The sequence below is a fragment of the Pedobacter sandarakinus genome (genome assembly GCF_026240095.1).
GTDB classification, from domain to species: domain Bacteria; phylum Bacteroidota; class Bacteroidia; order Sphingobacteriales; family Sphingobacteriaceae; genus Pedobacter; species Pedobacter sandarakinus.
Window position 1 is genome coordinate 59559 of record NZ_JAPIVG010000008.1, and the last position, 20805, is coordinate 80363.

At 39.6% G+C, this 20805-nt stretch carries 17 protein-coding genes and 1 tRNA gene; 7 read left to right on the plus strand and 11 right to left on the minus strand.

What is annotated here, in order from left to right; all coding sequences use genetic code 11:
• Window positions 1-8 precede the first annotated feature (8 nt).
• The 9 genes from OQ268_RS17450 to OQ268_RS17490 all read right to left on the minus strand — a co-directional run bounded on the left by OQ268_RS17450 (window position 9) and on the right by OQ268_RS17490 (window position 8842).
• Window positions 9-1313, minus strand: coding sequence for a murein hydrolase activator EnvC family protein (locus OQ268_RS17450; RefSeq protein WP_265858077.1), 1305 nt, complete (start codon window positions 1311-1313; stop codon window positions 9-11).
• Window positions 1314-1591: 278 nt separating this feature from the next.
• Complete coding sequence (locus OQ268_RS17455) at window positions 1592-2383, minus strand: DUF4292 domain-containing protein (protein ID WP_265858079.1); 792 nt, start codon at window positions 2381-2383, stop codon at window positions 1592-1594.
• Window positions 2361-4052 carry a tetratricopeptide repeat protein gene (locus OQ268_RS17460; protein ID WP_265858080.1) on the minus strand — a complete coding sequence of 564 codons (1692 nt, stop codon included), beginning with the start codon at window positions 4050-4052 and terminating at the stop codon, window positions 2361-2363. Before OQ268_RS17460 ends, OQ268_RS17455 begins: the two co-directional genes overlap by 23 nt.
• Before the next feature lie 58 nt (window positions 4053-4110).
• On the minus strand, window positions 4111-4542 hold the full coding sequence (gene dut / locus OQ268_RS17465; RefSeq protein ID WP_265858081.1) for a dUTP diphosphatase: 432 nt from the start codon (window positions 4540-4542) through the stop codon (window positions 4111-4113).
• A 22-nt stretch (window positions 4543-4564) separates the two neighbouring features.
• Window positions 4565-6052, minus strand: coding sequence for an oligosaccharide flippase family protein (locus OQ268_RS17470; RefSeq protein ID WP_265858083.1), 1488 nt, complete (start codon window positions 6050-6052; stop codon window positions 4565-4567).
• Between the two features lie 141 nt (window positions 6053-6193).
• A complete protein-coding gene (locus tag OQ268_RS17475; protein ID WP_265858085.1) occupies window positions 6194-6478 on the minus strand; it encodes an acylphosphatase in 285 nt (94 codons plus the stop codon).
• A gap of 55 nt (window positions 6479-6533) precedes the next feature.
• On the minus strand, window positions 6534-7490 hold the full coding sequence (locus OQ268_RS17480) for an NAD(P)H-dependent flavin oxidoreductase (RefSeq protein WP_265858087.1): 957 nt from the start codon (window positions 7488-7490) through the stop codon (window positions 6534-6536).
• Between the two features lie 3 nt (window positions 7491-7493).
• Window positions 7494-8660 carry an amidohydrolase family protein gene (locus OQ268_RS17485; protein ID WP_265858088.1) on the minus strand — a complete coding sequence of 389 codons (1167 nt, stop codon included), beginning with the start codon at window positions 8658-8660 and terminating at the stop codon, window positions 7494-7496.
• Window positions 8661-8769: 109 nt separating this feature from the next.
• Window positions 8770-8842 (minus strand) — tRNA-Thr (locus tag OQ268_RS17490).
• Window positions 8843-9161: 319 nt separating this feature from the next.
• Between OQ268_RS17490 and OQ268_RS17495 the strand changes: the two genes are divergently transcribed.
• From OQ268_RS17495 to OQ268_RS17505, 3 genes are all read left to right on the plus strand, one after another.
• The gene (locus OQ268_RS17495) at window positions 9162-9476 is read left to right on the plus strand and encodes a hypothetical protein (RefSeq protein WP_265858090.1); all 315 of its coding nucleotides are present in this window, start codon (window positions 9162-9164) and stop codon (window positions 9474-9476) included.
• A 106-nt stretch (window positions 9477-9582) separates the two neighbouring features.
• Window positions 9583-9897 carry a hypothetical protein gene (locus OQ268_RS17500; RefSeq protein WP_265858092.1) on the plus strand — a complete coding sequence of 105 codons (315 nt, stop codon included), beginning with the start codon at window positions 9583-9585 and terminating at the stop codon, window positions 9895-9897.
• Between the two features lie 67 nt (window positions 9898-9964).
• Window positions 9965-11296, plus strand: a complete 1332-nt coding sequence (locus tag OQ268_RS17505) for a sigma-54-dependent transcriptional regulator (RefSeq protein ID WP_265858094.1) — start codon at window positions 9965-9967, stop codon at window positions 11294-11296.
• A 77-nt stretch (window positions 11297-11373) separates the two neighbouring features.
• Here the strand turns inward: OQ268_RS17505 and OQ268_RS17510 are convergent, their stop codons facing one another.
• Window positions 11374-13863 carry a hybrid sensor histidine kinase/response regulator gene (locus OQ268_RS17510; protein ID WP_265858096.1) on the minus strand — a complete coding sequence of 830 codons (2490 nt, stop codon included), beginning with the start codon at window positions 13861-13863 and terminating at the stop codon, window positions 11374-11376.
• Between the two features lie 170 nt (window positions 13864-14033).
• Between OQ268_RS17510 and OQ268_RS17515 the strand changes: the two genes are divergently transcribed.
• The 4 genes from OQ268_RS17515 to rlmN all read left to right on the plus strand — a co-directional run bounded on the left by OQ268_RS17515 (window position 14034) and on the right by rlmN (window position 19088).
• Window positions 14034-14723: a helix-turn-helix transcriptional regulator gene (locus tag OQ268_RS17515; protein ID WP_265858098.1), complete on the plus strand. Its 690-nt coding sequence runs from the start codon at window positions 14034-14036 to the stop codon at window positions 14721-14723.
• A gap of 1538 nt (window positions 14724-16261) precedes the next feature.
• Window positions 16262-16822: a DinB family protein gene (locus OQ268_RS17520; RefSeq protein ID WP_265858100.1), complete on the plus strand. Its 561-nt coding sequence runs from the start codon at window positions 16262-16264 to the stop codon at window positions 16820-16822.
• A gap of 155 nt (window positions 16823-16977) precedes the next feature.
• The gene (gene rluF, locus OQ268_RS17525; protein ID WP_265858102.1) at window positions 16978-17943 is read left to right on the plus strand and encodes a 23S rRNA pseudouridine(2604) synthase RluF; all 966 of its coding nucleotides are present in this window, start codon (window positions 16978-16980) and stop codon (window positions 17941-17943) included.
• An 89-nt stretch (window positions 17944-18032) separates the two neighbouring features.
• The gene (gene rlmN, locus OQ268_RS17530) at window positions 18033-19088 is read left to right on the plus strand and encodes a 23S rRNA (adenine(2503)-C(2))-methyltransferase RlmN (RefSeq protein ID WP_265858104.1); all 1056 of its coding nucleotides are present in this window, start codon (window positions 18033-18035) and stop codon (window positions 19086-19088) included.
• Here the strand turns inward: rlmN and OQ268_RS17535 are convergent.
• A complete protein-coding gene (locus OQ268_RS17535; RefSeq protein WP_265858106.1) occupies window positions 19066-20370 on the minus strand; it encodes a leucine-rich repeat-containing protein kinase family protein in 1305 nt (434 codons plus the stop codon). The two genes, rlmN and OQ268_RS17535, sit on opposite strands and share 23 nt — an antisense overlap.
• Window positions 20371-20805 lie beyond the last annotated feature (435 nt).

The following is a 20805-nucleotide window of genomic DNA, read 5'->3' on the forward strand; positions in this document are numbered from 1 at the left end:
GCTCTCTGCTATTTACTTATCCAGGCTTCTGGGTTTAATGTTCCCTGCCCTCTTCTAATCTGGAATTTTAAAATCGCATCATCACCAGTATTAGCTACCACACCAATGGTTTGCTTGGTATCTACGCTGCTACCAGTACTTACACTAACATTTCTAAGGTTTTGGTAAACCGTAATGTACTCTCCATGGATGATAATAACCACAGCCCTTCCTTGTATGTACTGTACGGTAAGCACTTTGCCTGCAAACACCGCCCTCACCGCAGCACCATCTGCCGTAGTAATATCTACCCCATCATTGGTGTACGATGCCTGGTCTACCTTATGTAATCCGTAGCGCTCGGTAATAGTTCCCGTTGCCACTGGCCAAGGCAACCTACCCCTGTTATTTTCAAAACCAGCAGATAATCTTGCTGCTTCTGGGGTAGCTGTTAACAACTCTCCCGTACTTTTCTCTTTCACCGCCGGCGCTGCTGTTGTTACTGGCGCAGGTCTATTTTCTGCCTTAGCTTTTGCAGCGGCAGCTTTTTCTTCTGCTAATTTCTTTGCAGCGGCAATTCTCGCTTCCTCGGCAGCTTTTCTTCTTGCCTCTTCAATCGCCCGCTGTATGGCGGCTGCAATTGCCCGATTAATCTGCGCTTGCTCACGCTTCTTAGAAGCAATATCCTGCTTAAACTGTCTCTCCTGTTTGCTTAATTGGTTAAGCGCAACAGACTGTTTACTTTTATCTTTACCTAAACGTTCCCGCTCCTTCTCTTGCTCTTTTAGTAAATCACTCTTCTCTCTCAAAGTCTTATCCAAAACCTTAATCTTCCCATTTAAATCTTGCTGGGTATTTTCAATATAGCCAGCTTGTTTTTTCCGGTACTGGCTAAATTGTTGTAGATATTTTATTCGCTTATAGGCCTGATTAAAATCTTTAGATGCAAAAATAAACATCATCTTATCATAGGCGTTTCTATTGCGCTGGGCAAAACGAATCATCCCCGCATATTCTTTTTTCAAATCGCCTAACTGGCCCTGTAGCGTATGTACGGTATTGGTGTTCTGAGAGATTTGGTTATCGAGATTTTTAATTTCCGAATTGATGGTCCCAATCTTATCCTGGCGAAGCCTAATCTGCGCATTAATGGCGTTTATTTGCTGTAGCGTAAGTTTTTTACCACTTGCGGTTTTATTCAGATTCTTCTGTAGCTGTTCAATTTCACGCTGTATAGCTTCTTTTTTCCTTCTAAGCTGGCTTTCGGTTTGTGCACCGGCAGAAAAAGCAAATGCGCAAAGAAACAAGATAAATACGATTTTGTGTAGCTTCATTAAGCCAAAAGTATAAAAATTTTGCAGTAAAAAATATTAAAATTGAGATACTAAGGCCATTGGAAACCATCTTCATTCGTTCTTCATCATGCATTCGCCATCGTCCCGCTAAAAAGTATTTTTGATTTGGAAAGCAAAGACAGCAACCATTAGGTTAAAGCAGCCCCGCCCTCGTTTCTGCCCCGAAGAAAAATCGGGGGCATCCACTAAGTCGGGTTTAGGTGGCCACTTAGCCTAACAATCAACGTTTTAGCTAGCCGAGGCCTCAATAACCATAATTATTTGGCTAAAGTAAATCTCTTTGGAACACTAAACGGAAAATCTACCGGAACATTGCCATCTATTTTCACAAACTGCATATCAATATTGATTTTCTTGGTTCCAGACAAGGTATTAATTTGAAGTGCACCCGGGAACAAAGATTCATTTAACTTTTGGTAATCGGTATAGTTAACCTTTAACGCCTGACCCGCCTTTGCATCGTTTAAATTGGTTTCAGAAACCTTTAAAAGCGTGTTAAAAAGCAATTTGTAATCTAAATTTTCTTTACTTCCAGAAACTACCCAGTTTCCATTTGCTTGCTTTACATCCGATTGCTGGGTTAAAAATTCGCCCATTGCATTGCCTGTTAAAATGGCTTGCAAAGTATTGAAATTAACCTGTTTATTGGTGAAATTATAGATATAACTAAAGGGCTTTTTGATGTATTCGCTCTTTAATCTATTCATAATCTTAATGCTATCTGGTGTTATCAATGCCCTGGCCACTTCTGCCATCCCGCCTAAGGCAGTAATACTCACCCAAATTGTTTCCTTGTCCTTCATTTTAAAGTTCATGGTCACGTCATTGGCATCATTGCCAATAGCCAGGCTCGCCTTTGCCTTTAAAGAAAGCGTGTTAAATTTTAGTTGTTTGCTATTCAATAAGGCTAAAGCATCTGCTTTAGAATTATCGGTTTTTGTTTCTGTCTTGGCAGCTGGTGCTACAACAATCTCCTTTTTGGGTTTACAAGCCGCTAATAAAACGATTGTTCCAAAAACAAATAAGCTATTTAAAATATTTTTTTTCATTTATTTTTCTATTTAATATGTCAGCGCTATTACCTGCGGCTTTGGCCTTTATCCACTGTTCTAGTGCGGCACCTTTATCACCTGTAAAGTATAGTATATCTCCATAATGCTCCAAATAAACACCGTTCTTATCGCTATTGTTTTGCAACGCTTTTTCGATCCATACTTTAGCCAAATCATATTTCTGCTGCTTAAACAAGATATACGAATAAGTATCACATGTAGATGGATTTTCGGGCATGGCATTGGCAGCAGTTTCTGCATATTTAGCAGCTTTTGCCAGGTCATCGTTCTTTAATGCCAAATAATAGGCATAATTATTCATAATCAAATAATTATCGGGCTCAATGGCAATGGCCTTTTCAAAAGCAACTTTTGCTTGGTTAAAGTTATTTTGGTTAATATAAATATCGCCTTGCAAGGCATATACCTGTGCTTGTAAACTCCTATTGTCTACATCAAGCTGTAATGCATTCTTCAGGTTGTTCTGGGCCTGCTCCATTTTACCCGTTTTAAACAAAGCGTAAGCAGTATAGTAATATAAACTTGCCTGATTCGGATAAATAGTCAACGCCTCATCGCCAACTTTAACTGCCTCATTATATTGTCCAATTAAGGTCTCAATGTTTATAATTTGTTCCCAAACCGCATAAATCTGGTCGTTTAACTTTAGCGCTGAACGATATTGTACCAAGGCTTCCTTGAACTTGTTTTGCTGATAAAGTACATCTCCATAAAGCGCCAGTGCTTTGGCTTCAGTAGGGTTTTTATCAGCCAGCAGTTTACTCAATGCCATTATCTCTCCGGCAACAGTGGGTTGGTTGAGCTTATTAAACAGGCTTGCCAAAATCTTTATCTTTTCATTTAATGGCATCTCGGGGCTTTCGAAAGCCAGCTGTAAAGCAGAAAAAGTTGCCTTATCATTTTTTTGCTTTTTGTATATATCTGCCATACCCAAATTAACCTCATAATTATTAGGTTCCATTAGGTGAGCCTTAGCAAGTACGTTCAAAGCTTCAGCGTCGTTTCCTTTTTGCAACAATAAACCTGCAGCATATAAATAATTTTTTACATCGGCCTGGTTGCCTTCCAAAAGTTTAACGATATCGCTCTGCGTTGCGCTTCCACTACCAGCTAAACGTCTTTTAGCATTTTGCAGTTCGTTAGAATCGCCGAATCGGGTTAGAATCTCATCGTAAGTTTTTTTTGCCGCCTCAGGTTGGTTAGCTAAGTACTGTGCATTTGCTTTATCAAAGTAATACCCATCCACATCTGGTTCAATTTTAATAAGTGCATCAAAAACGGCAATTAGTTCCGTCATTTTATTGCCTCTCTTATATATCTCCGCTAACATGCGATTGTACCAAACATTATCAGGCTTAATTTTAAGCGCTTGTACCATGTTTAATGCGGCTTCAGGAAGTCGGTTTAGCCTGAAATTTGCACTGGCCAGCTCATAGTAAGCAGCATCCTGTTTAGGATCTAAATCAATAATCTTCGAAAAACTCTTCGCCGCAGCCTCATAATTCTCAGCCATTTTTTCCCGTAAACCAGCAAAAAACATTTGTTTTACCATGTTGCTATCCCGAGCGACATTGGCCGGTCCAGGCATCTGGCCAAATGCGTTCAGGTTAATCAAGGCAAGAAAGAAAAAGAAGTATTTTTTCATAATCATAAGATTAGCCTAAAAGCATTGTGCATAAAACGCCACGCATAGATTCTAGAATTTATTTTCCTGTATGCCCATAGCCACCCTCGCCTCTCTGGGTCTCATCTAGCGACGTTACCGAATTCCAACTTACTGTTTCATGCTTAGCGACAACCATTTGCGCAATTCTATCACCATTAACGATTTTAAAATCTGTATCTGATAAATTCACTAATAAAACCTTTAATTCACCTCGGTAATCTGCATCTATAGTGCCTGGTGCATTAACAATGCTTATGCCATGCTTGTATGCCAAACCACTTCTAGGCCTTATTTGTGCCTCATAACCAATAGGCAGCGCAATGAATAACCCAGTAGGTACGAGCATGCGTTGAAGAGGTTTCAGAATAATGTCTTCTTCGATCCACGCACGCAAATCCATACCCGCAGCATGTGCCGTTTCATATTGGGGAAGTGGGTGTTCAGATTTATTGATGATATTTATTTCCATGTTTGAAATAGGTTGAAGGCGCTTACCGCTTTAGTATTTTTAGAAGATCTTTCTTCTCAAAATAGGCAATACCGGCAATAAATGCAACAAGCAATACATTACCAACATAAATATTACGGTTAAAAAGGAAGAACGACGAAAAGACAAGGATAGTGGATATGGTGAGATATGCCAAAATCTTCTTTAAGTTGTAGGGTATAGGGTAATACTTTTGTCCAAGTAGGTAGGACAGGATGGTCATGGTAGCGTATGCGGCCAGAGATACCCAAGCCGAACCCATATAGCCGTACCTTGGAATTAAGATGATATTGAAAACAATGGTTATCAGAGCGCCTACCAGGGAAATATATAAGCCAAATTTGGTTTGATCAGAAAGGCGATACCATACAGACAAATTCATATAAATCCCTAAACAAACATACCCAAGTAATAAGTAAGGAACGGCAGGTAAACCTACCCAATATTCCGCACGGTGGGCCGCATCTCTACTGATGAAAAATTTTAATATTTCAATATTGGCTACGAGCGCAACAAATAAAACAGCCAAAGCAATAGTAAAATATTGAAGAATGGTGGCGTAGGTTTGTTTAGCATTGGCATTCTTTGCGTGACTAAAAAAGAATGGCTCTGCACCTAGCCTGAATGCTGTATTAAAGATGCTCATGAAAATAGCAATCTTACACACGGCACCATAGATTCCCAGTTGCGCCTCGGTGAGATACTTATCGAGCAGTATTTTGTCTAGATTTTCATTTATGATAAAAGAGAGGTTAGCTACAAGTACCGGCCAGCTATAGGAGAGCATCTTTGTAAACAGGGCCTTATCGAATTTGAGCTGCAACTTTAAGAACTCTGGAAGCAGGAGTGCAAAAGTGACCACACTGGCGATTAGATTTGCAATGAAAACATAGCCAACCCATTTCTCCCGGAAGAAACTACTAAAAAAACTTGCTGTGGGCCAATTGTTTTTAATAATGGCGGGGATCACATATATAAAAAATAAGCAAACACTAACGTAAGTAAGTATATTAACAAATTTTAACAGGCTGTAGCGAAATGGCTTTCCATCGGCACGTAGTTTAGCAAAGGGAATAATGCAAATGGCGTCTGAAAAGAGCAACCATAGAAAGTATTGTACATATCGGCGCTGATCTTGAAACTGCGACATATCATTGTTTAGCAGCCAGCGGGTAATGGGATTTGTAAATACTAAACCAGTAACAAGAAAAAGAGTAGATATAAATCCGACAACTAAAAAAGAGTTGTTATAAACCTGCTGTTTCTGATCTTCGTGTTTGTTTAGATACCTAAAAAATGTGGTTTCCATCCCGAAAGACAAAATCGCATTAATTAAAGAGGCATAGCTATACATCTTAGTAAATACGCCATAAGCTGCTGCCGCATAGGTACGCGTGAAGATTGGAGTAAGAATAAAATTGAGGAGCCTGGAAACAATAGTGCTGATACCGTAAACCATTGTTTGCCCCAAAAACTTTTTATATACAGACAATTTGATTGTAGATTATGTATTTATGCGTTAGATTGAAGTTAGCTTCTCCATTCCAAATCAAAAATGATTTTAATTAATAAGCGTAAATTTAGATGATTTACAGTCCAAATCGTAATTCTTTAATTTAATTCTTTAGGGCGATTACCAAAGCAGGTTTTTCTTTACCACTTCAAAATTGCGAAAATTCTTGATTTCACCTTCACTCATTTCAACGCTTTCGACCACGGCTTTTTCTGGCCCTTCCTTGCACCAATCTACAAATGCGTCTAAAATAAAGGAGCTTGCTTCAGCTTCGATGGTAACACTTCCATCTTTTTTGTTCTTTACAAATCCCTTTATGCCCATTTGATCGGCTACAGCTTTTGTACTAGCCCTAAAGAAAACGCCCTGTACCTTGCCTGACACCCGAATATTTAAATGTTTCATATCAATCATTCTTAACTATTAGGCAAAGTTAGCAAACCAAATGTGATCAGCATGATTATTGACTTAATTCATCGTTCAATACTTTAAGCCTGGCAAGACCATGAAGGTATTCTTGCCAAATCTGTTGCAAAATTTCTCGGGCAGGCTTAATTTCATCCAGCATAGCAGATACCTGGCCTATCTCGAGTTCTCCATTTTCCATATCGCCCTCGAACATGCCTAATTTAGCTCTGGCTTTCCCCAAAAGTGTAAGCAGTTCCCCCCGATCGGCGCCGGCCAATTCAGCTGCAGCTACCGCCTCTGCAAAAGCGTTCTTCAATAACCGCACGGGCACTAAAGGTTTCATTGCCAATTTGGTATCGCCTTCTGCAGCACTCAAAATCCTTTGCTTAAATGCCGGATGTGCCGATGATTCTTCCGCAACAGCAAAGGCAGAGCCGATTTGTACCGCATCGGCACCCAAGGCAAATGCCGCCAACATGGCGCTCCCGCTGCCAATTCCACCTGCTGCAATCACAGGTATTTGAATCTGCTTCCTGATCATGGGAATAAGGCAAAGTGTGGTAGTTTCTTCGCGACCATTATGCCCACCGGCTTCGAAACCTTCAGCAACAATTGCATCAACCCCAGCTGCTTGTGCTTTTAGGGCAAACTTGGTGTTCGCAACAACATGTACTACGGTAATACCCTGTGCTTTCAGATGTGAGGTCCATAATGCCGGGTTCCCTGCCGAAGAGAACACAATTTTAACTTTTTCTTCAATTATAACCTCTATAATTTCTTCGATGTTGGGATATAACAATGGAACATTAACGCCAAAAGGTTTTTTTGTAGCCGATTTACATTTTTGGATATGTGTTCTTAAAACATCAGGATACATAGAACCGGCACCTATAATACCCAAACCACCAGCATTAGAAACGGCGGATGCAAGCCGCCAACCGCTGCACCATACCATTCCGGCCTGGATTATTGGGTATTTAATATCGAAAAGTTTGCAAATGGAATTCATATGCTATATCAACTTAATTACTTTATCACTTTGAATGCTAAAATCTGTACTTAGCTGCACAAGGTTTAGGCCGGGTTTTTTACCAATTGAAAGGCTCCCAAACTGTCCATCAACACCCAGGAATTTGGCACCATTCTGTGTGGCCCATTGCAGCATTAATTCAAAATTAACCTGTTTTCGATCTTGCAGCGTTTTCATTTCTGCCAAGATATTCAGCTGATGATTGCTGGCCAAACTATCCGTACCTAAGGTAATCTTCACCCCCTCTGCTATCAGTAAATCTACATCTGGCAAGGCATCTTCAATATATAAATTGGCTTGCGGGCAAAGACACCAGAACAAATCTGGATGCATTCGCCTCGAGAAATTTATATCTTCCTGATCAGTTACAGTATTATGCACTAAAAGCGTCTTTTGTTTTTTAATATGAGGTAACCAGGTTTGTAGCGAAGACTTCCCGGCGGGACTAAAAAACGCAATATCTAATTCTAGAAATTGGTAAAGATTTAAGAATCCACCGGTTTTGCTAATGAAAAAATCGTTTTCATCCTTGGTTTCCTGGTTGTGTACACTCAATATCGCACCCTCCTGCTCAGCCCGGCTATTAATCAGGTTAAACAATTCACCAGATACCGAATAAGGAGCATGGGCAGTAACACTTACAGGTAAGGGTAAAAATCCTTCACGTACACGTAATGCCCCGTCCATAACAAGAAAGGCATTTTTTGGGTTGAAACCCATAGCCTCTACAAAGGTGTGGTAGTAAATATTACTTCGTTGTTTTATTAACTTCGAACCGATTTCATTCGAAATATCGCCTACCGCTACAATTCCATTTTCAAACATTTGCAAGTCGGCAGCTTCCATAGCCCTTAGTTGCTCGTCTGCGTTAGAATGTCTATTACTTATAACCGCTTGTACGAAATTAACTAAACCTGTTCGCTTACTTATTTTCCCCAACATGTGAGACAATTCCAAATGACAATGGGTGTTGATAAAGCCAGGTACTATTGCACCTGAATAGGTTATAATCTCATTTTTGGCCGCATTAGTGGTTTCTTGAGTTGAAACCTCCACTATTTCTCCAGCATGATTTACTCCAATAATACCATTTTTGATAGCAGGTGCGGTTACCGGAAATACCCAATCGGCTGAGAAATATTTTAGCATGAAACGAATGTAAGACTTTTGATTTATGAATTATAACATCAGTCTCTGACAGAAAGAAAAGAAATAAACTGTAATATAATGGCTGTCTATTGCACTGAGAAGAAAAAAGAGCCTCCTATCGGAATCGAACCAATGACCTACTGATTACAAGTCAGTTGCTCTACCAGCTGAGCTAAGGAGGCTTTTAATGGGGTTGCAAGTATAGAAAAAATTATCCTTTGTATAAAAAATATGTGAATTTTTTTCAGCTAATGTTCGATTTCCAAATCTAACGTGAAGCATTTCATGTTTCAAACGAGCCGATTTAACATTAACCAGGCATTTTCCAAAACAAAGATTGTTGTTATTCCCCCCAATATGTAGAGAAACTCCCCAACTCATAAATTTTGGCACATATGCAATTGCCTGATAAACAATAGAATATGATAGCGACCCACCTTTGGCACCATTATGAAGCCATAGCAAGTATTATAACACAAATAAATTTTAAAATAATATACTATGAAAAAGTTCATTTTATCAGCTACATTTTTAGCTTTCGCAGGATTCTCAGCAGTACAAGCAAGTGAAGTAAATACAATTAAAAATGCTGCAATTGTTGCAGTTCAAGATAGCGCAGTGAAAACTCCAGTTAAATTGGAAGAACTTCCAGAACCAGTTACCACAGCATTAAAATCTGATGCTTATAAAGGTTGGACAGCAACTGAAGCATGGATGGTTAAGGAAGGAACGAAAGAATATTACTTAATCAATGTTAAGAAAGAAGCAGAAACAGGTTCTGTGAAAATCGACAAAGACGGTAAGCCCGTACAATAAGCTACGCCGTTCTAAGGCATAATCAGGCGTGCCCCCAGGGGCAACGCTTAAACTAAACCCGAACCACGAGACAGCATTTGTCTCATTACCATTAAATTTAAATAAGATGAAAAAGTTAATATTATCAGCTGCGTTTTTAGCCTTTGCCGGATTCTCAGCAGTGCAAGCGAACGAAGTAAACCCAATAAAGAACGCTGCAATTGTTGCAGTTCAAGATAGTGCAGTGAAAACTCCAGTAAAACTGGAAGAATTGCCTGAGCCAGTTACCACCGCTTTAAAGTCTGATGCTTATAAAGGTTGGACAGCAACTGAAGCCTGGATGGTTAAAGAAGGTACAAAAGAATATTACCTAATCAATGTTAAGAAAGAAGCTGAAACAGGTTCTGTAAAAATTGATAAAGAAGGTAAACCTGTACAATAATCCCTTAAATTACATCTACCTAGTACAAGAATGGCCAGTTTTTAACTGGCTTTTCTTATTTTTGCATATGGCGAAAATCCTGATTTTAGAAGACGACACCACTTTTGCTCAATTACTTGAAGGTTTTTTAACGAAAAACGAACACACAATTACGCTCTCCACTCATTTAAAGCATGCCTATAGTTTAATAGAAAATCAACCATTTGATCTTTTTTTAATCGATTACCGTTTGCCCGATGGAATAGGCTTCGATTTAATTCACGAAAGCAGAAATTTAGGGTTAAAAACGCCCATCATCATTATGACCAGTTTTAATGATGTGCGTACGGCTGTTAAGTCGATGCAGATGGGTGCTTTTGATTACATTACCAAGCCAGTAAACCCTGATGAACTTTTAATGGTTATTAAAAACTCATTGGCTAAGAAAGAAGCTAAACAAAATGTTGTTGAAACGCAGGAACCTGACTTCATAAAAGGAAAAAGTGCAGTTGCTAATCGCTTATATGAACACATTGCGCTCGTAGCGCCCACTGATATGTCAGTAATTATCCAGGGTGAGAGTGGCACAGGAAAGGAATTTGCGGCCCGTACACTCCACCAGCAAAGCAAGCGAGCCAATAAGCCTTTCATTGCTATAGATTGTGGCGCACTTTCTAAGGACCTGGCCGCTAGCGAACTTTTTGGGCATATTAAGGGCGCATTTACTGGCGCACTCAATGATAAAAAGGGACAGTTCGAAACCGCAAATGGTGGAACTTTATTTCTCGATGAAGTTGGAAATTTAAGCTATGAAGTCCAGATTAAACTTCTCCGTGCCCTCCAAGAACGAGTTATCCAGCCACTGGGAAGCACAAAACAAATTCCGGTTGACGTCAGGATTATCACGGCAACAAATGATGATTTACTAAACAGTATTTCTGGAGGAGAGTTTCGCGAAGATCTTTATCATCGCCTTAACGAATTTAAAATCCAACTCCCGCCATTGAGAAATCGCGGAGCAGATCTAGAACTATTCATCAACCATTTTATCAATTTATCTAACCGCGATCTAGATCGGAATGTAAAAAGCATTGCTGCTGATGCAAAATCGCTTTTGCTTAACTATGACTGGCCTGGAAATTTGAGGGAGCTAAGCAATGTAATAAAACGCATGGTGTTGCTTACACCCGGCAATGTAGCGGCATTAAGCGCTTTGCCCGATGAAATGATGATTGCTGTTAATCAACAAACACTACCCGGCAATTCATCTGACCTGAAAGCCGTGAACGAACAAAATGAAAAATCGTTAATTGCAGAAACCTTATTAAAAGCGAAACACAATAAATCCAAAGCAGCGAAGATGTTAAATATTGATAGAAAGACATTATATGCCAAAATGGAACGCTACGGAATAGAGTAAAGTATAGTAAACTTTGCCTATACGTAATTAGGAATTTCGATTAGTATGAAAGCCTATTAAGCCATTCCTTAAACCTGCTAAACCATATTTTCTCCATCGATGGCTTCAGTTCGCTCCATTTTATCAATTACAGCTATCAAGCCCTTCAGTTGTTTCAATTGATCCCTAATTTCGACTGTTGTTGAGGATTGCAGACCGTTTTCGGCGATTTCAATTTCAAGTAACCTAAAAGAGTTTGCTATATCCGATGCACCCATTTGTGCAGTACGACCAGCAAGCCTGTGCACCAATAGCCTACATTGATCTCGGTCGTTATCTGTAACGCATCGTTCAATTGTTGCCGCATCATCAATGCAATCTTGCTTAAAGCGGTTTAAGATTTTTTCGAACAGTTGCTGGTCGCCAAAAGTCATCTTTTCTAGAGATGAAAAATCAAATTCTATTTGCGTTTCCTCTACAAATTTTCGTTCAAAGATCGAAAGCAAATCATCAGCCATGAATGGTTTCATAATCAAGCCATCGAAACCCTCGCTTAGAACCATCTCCCGCTCTTCAGGCAGAACCTGCGCAGTTATCGCATAAAATTTTACGGTAGGAGGAAGTTTTTTCTTTAAGATATGGCAAAGCTCTAACCCAGTCATTTCGGGCAGGCGCATATCAATGAGCACATATTTAAGTAATGGTGACGCTTCCTGGGTTAAAATATCGGCAACCTGGCCAAAAATTTTATGGGAAATATGGTGTTGATCAAAAATCAATCCGCAGAGTGCTAATATTAACTTATCATCGTCTATTACCCAAACTTCTCCTTTTTCTGCTATTTCATAGCTTCCCGATGGATGAACTGCTACCTCTTCTGTTTCCAGATATTTTAAAAAAACATTGAAAGTAGTGCCTTTGCCAGGTTTGCTTTTTACATAAATTCTTCCGCCTTGCGCTTCAACCAAAGCCTTTACAATAGGCAAGCCCAACCCTGTTCCCGTTTGGTTGAGTACGTATCTTTCGGGCGATTCAATCTGTTCAAACTCATTGAATATCCGCTCCATGTCTTGCTTTTCAAAACCAATTCCAGTATCGCTAATGGTGAAATGAAAATGAAGCTGACCTTCTTGTTTCTTGACACTTACACCAAGTTCAATTTCGCCTTTAAGGGTAAACTTAACTGCATTCCCTAGCAGGTTAAAAAGAATTTGTTTAAGTCTAAATGCATCACCTTTAATGTAGGTGATGCCGTCTAGATCGAATTTTGTAAGCAGTTGCAATGCTTTCTGAGTTGCCAAGGGTCGCACAACCGCAGTAACTTCATCTAAAACAGTAGCTATATTAAATACCTGTTGATTGAAACTAAACTCTCCTGAAATAATTCGGTTATAATCAAGCACTTCGTTTACTATTTGAAGTAAGTGAATTGAGGATTGATAGATAGCATCTACATCTTTTTTGCTTGGCTGATCTTGGGTCGAAACTAGCTCTGCATAACCGAGAATAGACTGCAAGGGAGTTCGAATTTCATGACTCATATTAGATAGAAACCGTTGTTTTGCCTTTCCATGATATTCTGCCTCATCTTTCGCTTGTTCGAGGGCTTTCCTATAAGTGTTGCTCTTCGTAATATCAGTTAAAATAAGGTAAAGTAAGATAACCGTAAGCAGAAAAAAAGCGATAATTATGAGTGTAATTTGGGTAATTCCATCATTTACAACTTCCTTTGCCTGGATAGCAGTTTGATCTAATTGCGAAACTGCTTCTGCCTCTACCTCTCTGAGAATAGTAAGCATCTGGTTAGTGAGCGCATTGCTGGCATCAGATAAATCTGCTTCTCTTTTAAGAAATTTCTGACTTTTCTGACGCTGTTCCAACTCAATTGTTTTCAGCGAGCCGGTCATGCTTTTCATGATACTGTCTTCGGCCTTCGGGTTTAAGGTATCTCGCTTTATTTTAAATTCCTCATTGATGATTTTATATACATCGGCCTTTTTTTTTCCAAACAGTTTGCTTAGAAAGCCTCTCGATTTTTGTGCATCTTCTGGTGCCAACGTAGTGGTCGACGTGGTTGTTTCGGTAGTAAGTATTGCACTGTCCGTTCGCTTAGTTCTTGCTGCAACTAGCTCATTCAGTTTCCTTACTTCTTCGGAAATAGATTTAGTATTCACCAAAGTTTCACGCACCTTTAGATAATTTACAAACTGCTTGTCGCGATCATTTAATAAACCCTTGATAGATTTAATTCTGGCCAGCTGTGTTTCATCTCCCCTGTATAATTTTTTCAAGGTATCTAGTGCTACCTTGAGCTTTCCCGATTCCCTTAGAAAGCTATAATCACCTTGTTTATTAAAAGCTTCATCCCGCTGCAGCTGGTCTAAACGAGCTATTTTGTGAGATAAATCGGTAACGATTCTTAGCCTATCGTTGGGGGCCGAAATCTCCTCAACGGTATTTAACATCCTAGTAAAAGCAAAATTGCTAATGCCCCAAGCTAAAATCAGCGCAAAACAAGCCAATAGAAAGCCTATAATAACTTTACTTTTGATTGCCCTAAAGAAACGCCTTTGGATTTCGGCTGCCATCGATTTATATTTTGTGTCTTAGTGATTAACGAAATTTAATCCGGAAAAGACATACTAAATACAAATAGAGCGGGCTTTGGTTTTGGATTAACATTTAACACATTTAAAAATGTAGGTAGCCATAATTAAATTATATTGATTAAAATGGTAAATTTAACAAAGCATAGACCATGAACCGCATCGATCGATTATTCGGCATCTTAACTTTACTTCAATCTAAAAAATACTTAACGGCTGAAAAAATTGCCGATCGATTTAACATGAGTATTCGCACGGTGTATCGAGATATTAAAGCCCTGCAAGAACAAGGGATACCTGTTAGTTTCGAACAGCATAGAGGCTATTTTTTGGTTCAGGGCTATTTTCTCTCGCCAATTTCTTTTAATACGGATGAAGCAAATGCACTTTTGCTGGTAGAAAGTTTAGTTAACGGATTTACCGATCATTCTATTCGTAATCACTATACTAGTGCATTAACTAAAGTTAAAGCTGTCTTAAGATCGGGGCAGAAAGAAAAGCTTGAGCAGATGAATCAGCACATTAAGCTGCAAATTCCAGATCGACTTACTTTTAATTACAAATACCTATCCATCATCCAACAGGCTATATCTGATAACTGTATGATTGAAATTGGTTACAAAAATGCGAAAAACCTTTGTAGCAAAAGGGAAGTAGAGCCCATTGGCCTAATATTCTACGCTTTTAGTTGGCACCTCATTGCCTGGTGCCATGTCAGAAATGATTATAGAGATTTTAACTTGAGTAGAATAGTAGATTTACAAATGGCTGGCAAACCTTTTTCTAAAGATAACCATATGGCACTTAGCGAATACATGAGCCTCTTGCCGGTTGATTATTAATGCCTGAGCCATACCTAAAGTTTATCATTAGCTTCACTTTGATCACAGAACAACCTAGTAAAACATTACCTACAAACACGATATACATCTCCACCCAACAAAGCCCAACCCCTAAACCGCCGTTTTACCCAACCCCTGCCCGATAAATTTTTGGGGACGCACTCCCCGAGCCTACCCACTAACTTAAATACAAAAATTTTAAGCCGGCAATTTTTGGTTTTTCACCTGATTGTTTGGTTCAAATGGTGTTCAAGCTAGCTTCGCTGGTCTTTTTGTTGTCAAAAAGAACGAAGCCCGTCTGGCCAGGACAAAACAATCTAATAACACAATACTCAAAAACAATATACTACGCCACCCAACAAAGCCCAACCCCTAATCTTCCGTCCCACCCAACCCCGGCCTGATAAATTTTTGGGGACGCACTCCCCGAGCCTACCCACTAACTTAAATACAAAAATTTTAAGCCGCAATTTTTGGTTTTTCACCTGATTGTTTGGTTTAAATGGTGTTCAAGCTAGCTTCGCTAGTCTTTTTTTTGTTAAAAAGAACGAAGCCCGTCCGGCCAGGACAAAAAAATCTAATAATACAATATTCAAAAACAATATACTACGCCACCCAACAAAGCCGAACCCCTAAACCTCCGTCCCACCCAAGCCCGGCCTGATAAATTTTGGGGTCGCACTCCCCGAGCCTTCCCACTAACTTAAATACAAAAATTTTAAGGCGGCAATTTTTGGTTATTTTTGTTGTCAAAAAGAACGAAGCCCGTCCGGCCAGGACAAAACAATCTAATAACACAATATTCAAAAACAATTTACTACGCCACCCAACAAAGCCTACCCACTAACTTAAATACAAAAATTTTAAGCCGGCAATTTTTGGTTTTTCACCTGATTATTTGATTAAAATGGTGTTCAAGCTAGCTTCGCTGGTCTTTTTGTTGTCAAAAAGAACGAAGCCCGTACGGCCAGGACAAAACAATCTAATAATACAATATTCAAAAACAATATACTACGACACCCAACAAAGCCGAACCCCTAAACCTCCGTTCCACCCAAGCCCGGCCTGATAAATTTTTGGGGACGCACTCCCCGAGCCTTCCCACTAACTTAAATACAAAAATTTTAAGCCGGCAATTTTTGGTTCTTTTTGTTGTCAAAAAGAACGAAGCCCGTCCGGCCAGGACAAAACAATCTAATAACACAACACTCAAAAACAAGATACTACGCCCCCCAACAAAGCCCAACCCCTAAACCGCCGTTTTACCCAACCCCTGCCTGATAAATTTTTGGGGACGCACTCCCCGAGCCTACCCACTAACTTAAATACAAAAATTTTAAGCCGGGAATTTTTGGTTTTTCACCTGATTATTTGATTAAAATGGTGTTCAAGCTAGCTTCGCTGTTCTTTTTGTTGTCAAAAAGAACGAAGCCCGTCCGGCCAGGACTAGCGCCTAAAAAAAAATTAAAACTCATTTTTAAGACTGCCATAGGGTTGTCACTCCAACCCCATTCCTTTGTTAAATCAAAACTAAAAACATGAGCTTGGTCGACCTCCTATTAAAAGAAATGAACGAAATGGAAAAAACTAAAAAACAACATATGGATATTATTAAAGCATTATTAACAGAATTGGAGAGTGAATTCAATATCACCAAAAAATTCCTCTCGCTAGTACCTACAAATCAGTTCGATTGGGCACCTCATGCCAGAAGCATGAAAATGAAGGCGCTTGCCAGTCACATTGCCGAATTACCAGAATGGATTGAGTTAGCTTTTCAAACTGATGGACTAGATTTTGCCACGGCACCCTATGAAGAAAAAAGCGTAACCAGCCAAGAAGACTTGCTTCATATATTGGAAACAAGCTATGCCAAAGGTAAGGCCGCCCTCGAAAATGCCAACGAAGGCGTACTCGGGAAGCAATGGATTCTCCGAAACGGTGATCAAGTTTTGGGCGATATGAATAAATATGAAATGATTCGAATTGCTTTCAGTCAGACCATACATCATCGTGCCCAATTAGGTGTATACCTGAGGTTATTAGATATCCCGATTCCTGGTAGCTATGGTCCAAGTGCCGACGACCAAAGTTTCTAAATCATTTCAGGTAAATAATCTAACAAGAAAACCAACTTACTTAAATAAAGGGGAAGTAACATCGTCCCCTTTATTATTTCAACTTTCGCCAACGGATAACCGATCTTGCGTGTGCTAAATATCAATAACACAATTTAAATCCGTAAAATTGTAAGATGAAAACCAGTACGGCTACCCGTTTAAATAAATTTATTAGTGAAAGCGGGTTATGCTCTCGTCGCGAAGCCGATCGTTTTATTGAAAAAGGAAATGTTTTCATAAACGGTAAAAGGGCAAAGATCGGCGATCAAGTAATAGCGGGCGACCGGGTGATGGTAAATGGACACAACATTGAACCTAAAGAAGAATCCTCTTTTATTTTATTGGCGTTTAACAAACCCGTAGGCATTACCAGCACTACAGAATCGAACGTAAGAGATAATATTGTAGACTACGTTAACCATAGCGAAAGAATTTTTCCTATTGGCCGTTTAGATAAAGATTCATCAGGATTAATTTTCCTTACAAACAATGGCGATATTGTAAATAAAATTCTCCGTGCCGGAAACAATCACGAAAAAGAATATCTTGTCACAGTAAATAAACCCATCACCGATGATTTCATATTTGAAATGGGCAATGGAGTGCCTATTTTAGGTGTTAATACCAGAAAATGTAAAGTAAGGCAAATCAGTACTTTTGTTTTCAATATCATTTTGATTCAAGGATTAAACAGGCAGATTAGAAGGATGTGCGAACACTTTGGATATGAGGTAACCAAATTGGAGCGCACCAGAATTATGAATATCAATCTCAAGGGCATTCCACCAGGCGAGTTTAGAGATCTTACCGAAGTGGAGATGAATACCATCCTAAAAAGTGTTGCAAAATCATCATCAGAGGCAACCTCAAAACCAAAAAACACAAAAAAGAAAACCAATTCCCGGGAAGATTTGCAAGAACAGGAACAACCCCGGAAGATACACAAGCCTTCAAAGCCCGCTTCGAAATTGGCCGGAAATAAACATGGGGGCAAATCATCACCCAAGCCTAACAATAAGAGCGGTGCCACAAATAAATCAGCTCGTTCTGCAAAAGGCAAACCAGCCTCAAAGGCAAACACCAGGCAGCGAGGAAGATAAGCCAAGTAATTGTAAAATTTACCCTTAGCGTAGCACGTTTGGAAAGCATGAATCGAACCTTAAGCCTTTTTTAAGTACCTTTGCAGCAAATGGTAACAGCAAAGAAAATCGATATCCGCTCACTAGATCTGCCGCAATTGCAACAGCATTTGGTAGCCATGCAACAGCCTGCTTTTCGGGCAAAGCAGATTTACCAGTGGCTTTGGGAGAAATCGGTAACTACTTTCGAAGATATGAGCAACTTATCTAAAGAGTTGCGCAAAACCTTATCAGAAAACTTTGCCATAAATGCGGTACAGGTTAATAATTCGCAATTCAGTAGCGATCATACCATTAAAAATACTTTCCGCCTTGCAGATGGAAATATTGTTGAAGGCGTATTAATCCCGTTGGAAGATAGGATGACTGCTTGCGTTAGTTCGCAGGTAGGGTGCAGTTTAACCTGCAAGTTTTGTGCTACGGGATATATGGATCGTAAACGCAACCTCAACGCAGATGAGATCTACGATCAGGTTGTATTGATAGATAAGCAAGCCAAACAGAACTACAACAACCCGCTAACAAACATTGTGTACATGGGCATGGGAGAGCCACTCCTCAATTATGCAAATGTACTTAAATCCATAGATCGAATTACGGCTCCCGATGGCTTAAATATGAGCTATAAACGGATTACAGTTTCAACGGCTGGTATCGCAAAAATGATTAAGAAACTTGGCGATGATGGTGCAAAGTTTAACCTCGCACTATCGCTTCATGCTGCAGACGATAAAAAACGTAATGAAATTATGCCGATTAACGAAGCAAATTCGTTAAAAGCCTTATCAGAAGCATTACGGTATTATTTTGCCAAAACTAAAAATCCGGTAACATACGAATATATCGTTTTCAATCATTTTAACGATGAAATTTCAGACGCAATGGACCTAGCCAAATTTTGCAAGCATATTCCCTGCAAAGTTAATCTTATAGAGTACAACCCAATCTCGTTTGCAGATTTTACCAACGCAGAGGGCGATAAAATTGACGCATTTGCCAACTACTTAAAAAGCCAGGGCATCAATACCAATATCCGCAGAAGTCGTGGAAAAGACATCGATGCCGCATGTGGGCAACTCGCCGTTAAGGAAGAGGCGAATCAATAAAATGTAGTAAATCGCTTTCAATTTCGCTAAAAAGCGGTCGCTGATGCACATCCGCCAATAAACATCTATCCCTTAGTGCGAGCAATTCGGCTTGCACATTAGTAACTGTCAATCTAATCAAATCATCCAATAAATACCCAAAAGCCAGTACCTCCAAACGCTCCAAACGTCTATCAGGTAGCTCTCCATCAGATCTATGATAGAATGATGCGGCACCAAAGTCACTAAGTAAAGTATTCCCATCCGCATCAATTAAAATATTATGCGCATACAAATCGCCATGGGTTATTCCTTTTCCATGCAGGTGCCCACAAACGCTAGCTATGGTTAACGCAATCTTGTCTGCTACACCAGTACTTAAAGATAGGTTTTCAGTAAATACATCCCGTGTACACGTCTCCAAACTTGGCGGACTACCTAAATTGTAATATGAAGGAGGAATAAGCTCCATAATCAAACCCTTTTTACCTTGGGTGGGCAGGTCAACTTCCTCTAAAAGTTTCACTAAACCTAAATGTTCTCCAGCACCTACAAAAGCATTCATTTCATCATGCGGATAGCCATCACTGGTAACATTACCCTTAAAAACTTTCACCGCAACATCCTTATTGGTTGTCTTATGAGTAGCTTTGAATATAGTGCCCGAAGCACCTTCACCCAAAACATCCTTCAACAAATAATCTTCAATTGAAACAACTGGTTTATGAACAACTCCCGGATGCCGATTAAAAGCATTACCTGAAAATGCAAGCCAAGCCAATTTCGGCATTACTAACAGCCAATCAGGAAGCGATGTCAATTTATTAGCAGCAACCCTCAGGAGCGTAAGATTTTGGCAATTGCCCAAAGCCTCAGGAAGCATTGTTAGGGCGTTACCAGCAAGCATGAGTTTTTCCAGTTTACTACACCTGCCTATAGATGCAGGTAGCTCACTAAGTTCATTATTGGTTAGAATTAGCCAACGTAAACTCAATCCGAGAGCACCCTCCTCAATGGTTTTAATACGGTTAGCCTTGAAACCAACAATTGATAAGTCTGGGCAATCACCAATTACACTTGGTAAAATCTCAAAATCATTATCCGAAGCAAAGAATATCTTTAGCCGTTTCAACCTTCCGAAATCTTCAGGAAGTGAGCTAAGCTTATTCCCCGATAAGTCAAGATATTCCAAACGATCAGCCAATTCAAAAATCGCTCTTGGAAAAACCGTAAGCTGTTCAGATAATTTTAGATAAGTAACGCCTTTTAGCGCTCCTTGTTCAAGTTCATTTAGGGTGTGCAATACGTTTATTTTAGGAGCAAAGATAAGTAGAAATGCGGCGTTAGCCCAATAGCAACTGAAGATAAATAAAATAGAAGGGCAAGTTCAATGCCATTTATGTTAGGTTCGGTCCCGCTGTACCTCCAATCTTTTTGCGGGCGGTGTTGCCAGCGGATTGGGCATGCTACAAAAAGTATTTCCGTCCCATCTGGCCTAGATGGCAGGGCCAGTAAAGTTATTTACGGAGTAGCGAAAGTTCAACCCACTACCCCCAGGTATTTATAGTTTTAGTAGGTATGCTTAAGCGCCAGTTTTAGGTTTTATAATTTGAGCCATTCACTTTGAACTTTCAACTTTGAACCTTGAACTTTTCACTTTCAACTTTCAACTTTCAACTTTGAACTTTCCACTCTGAACTTTCAACTTTCAACTTTCTATCCCTTGCAGAATGCTATC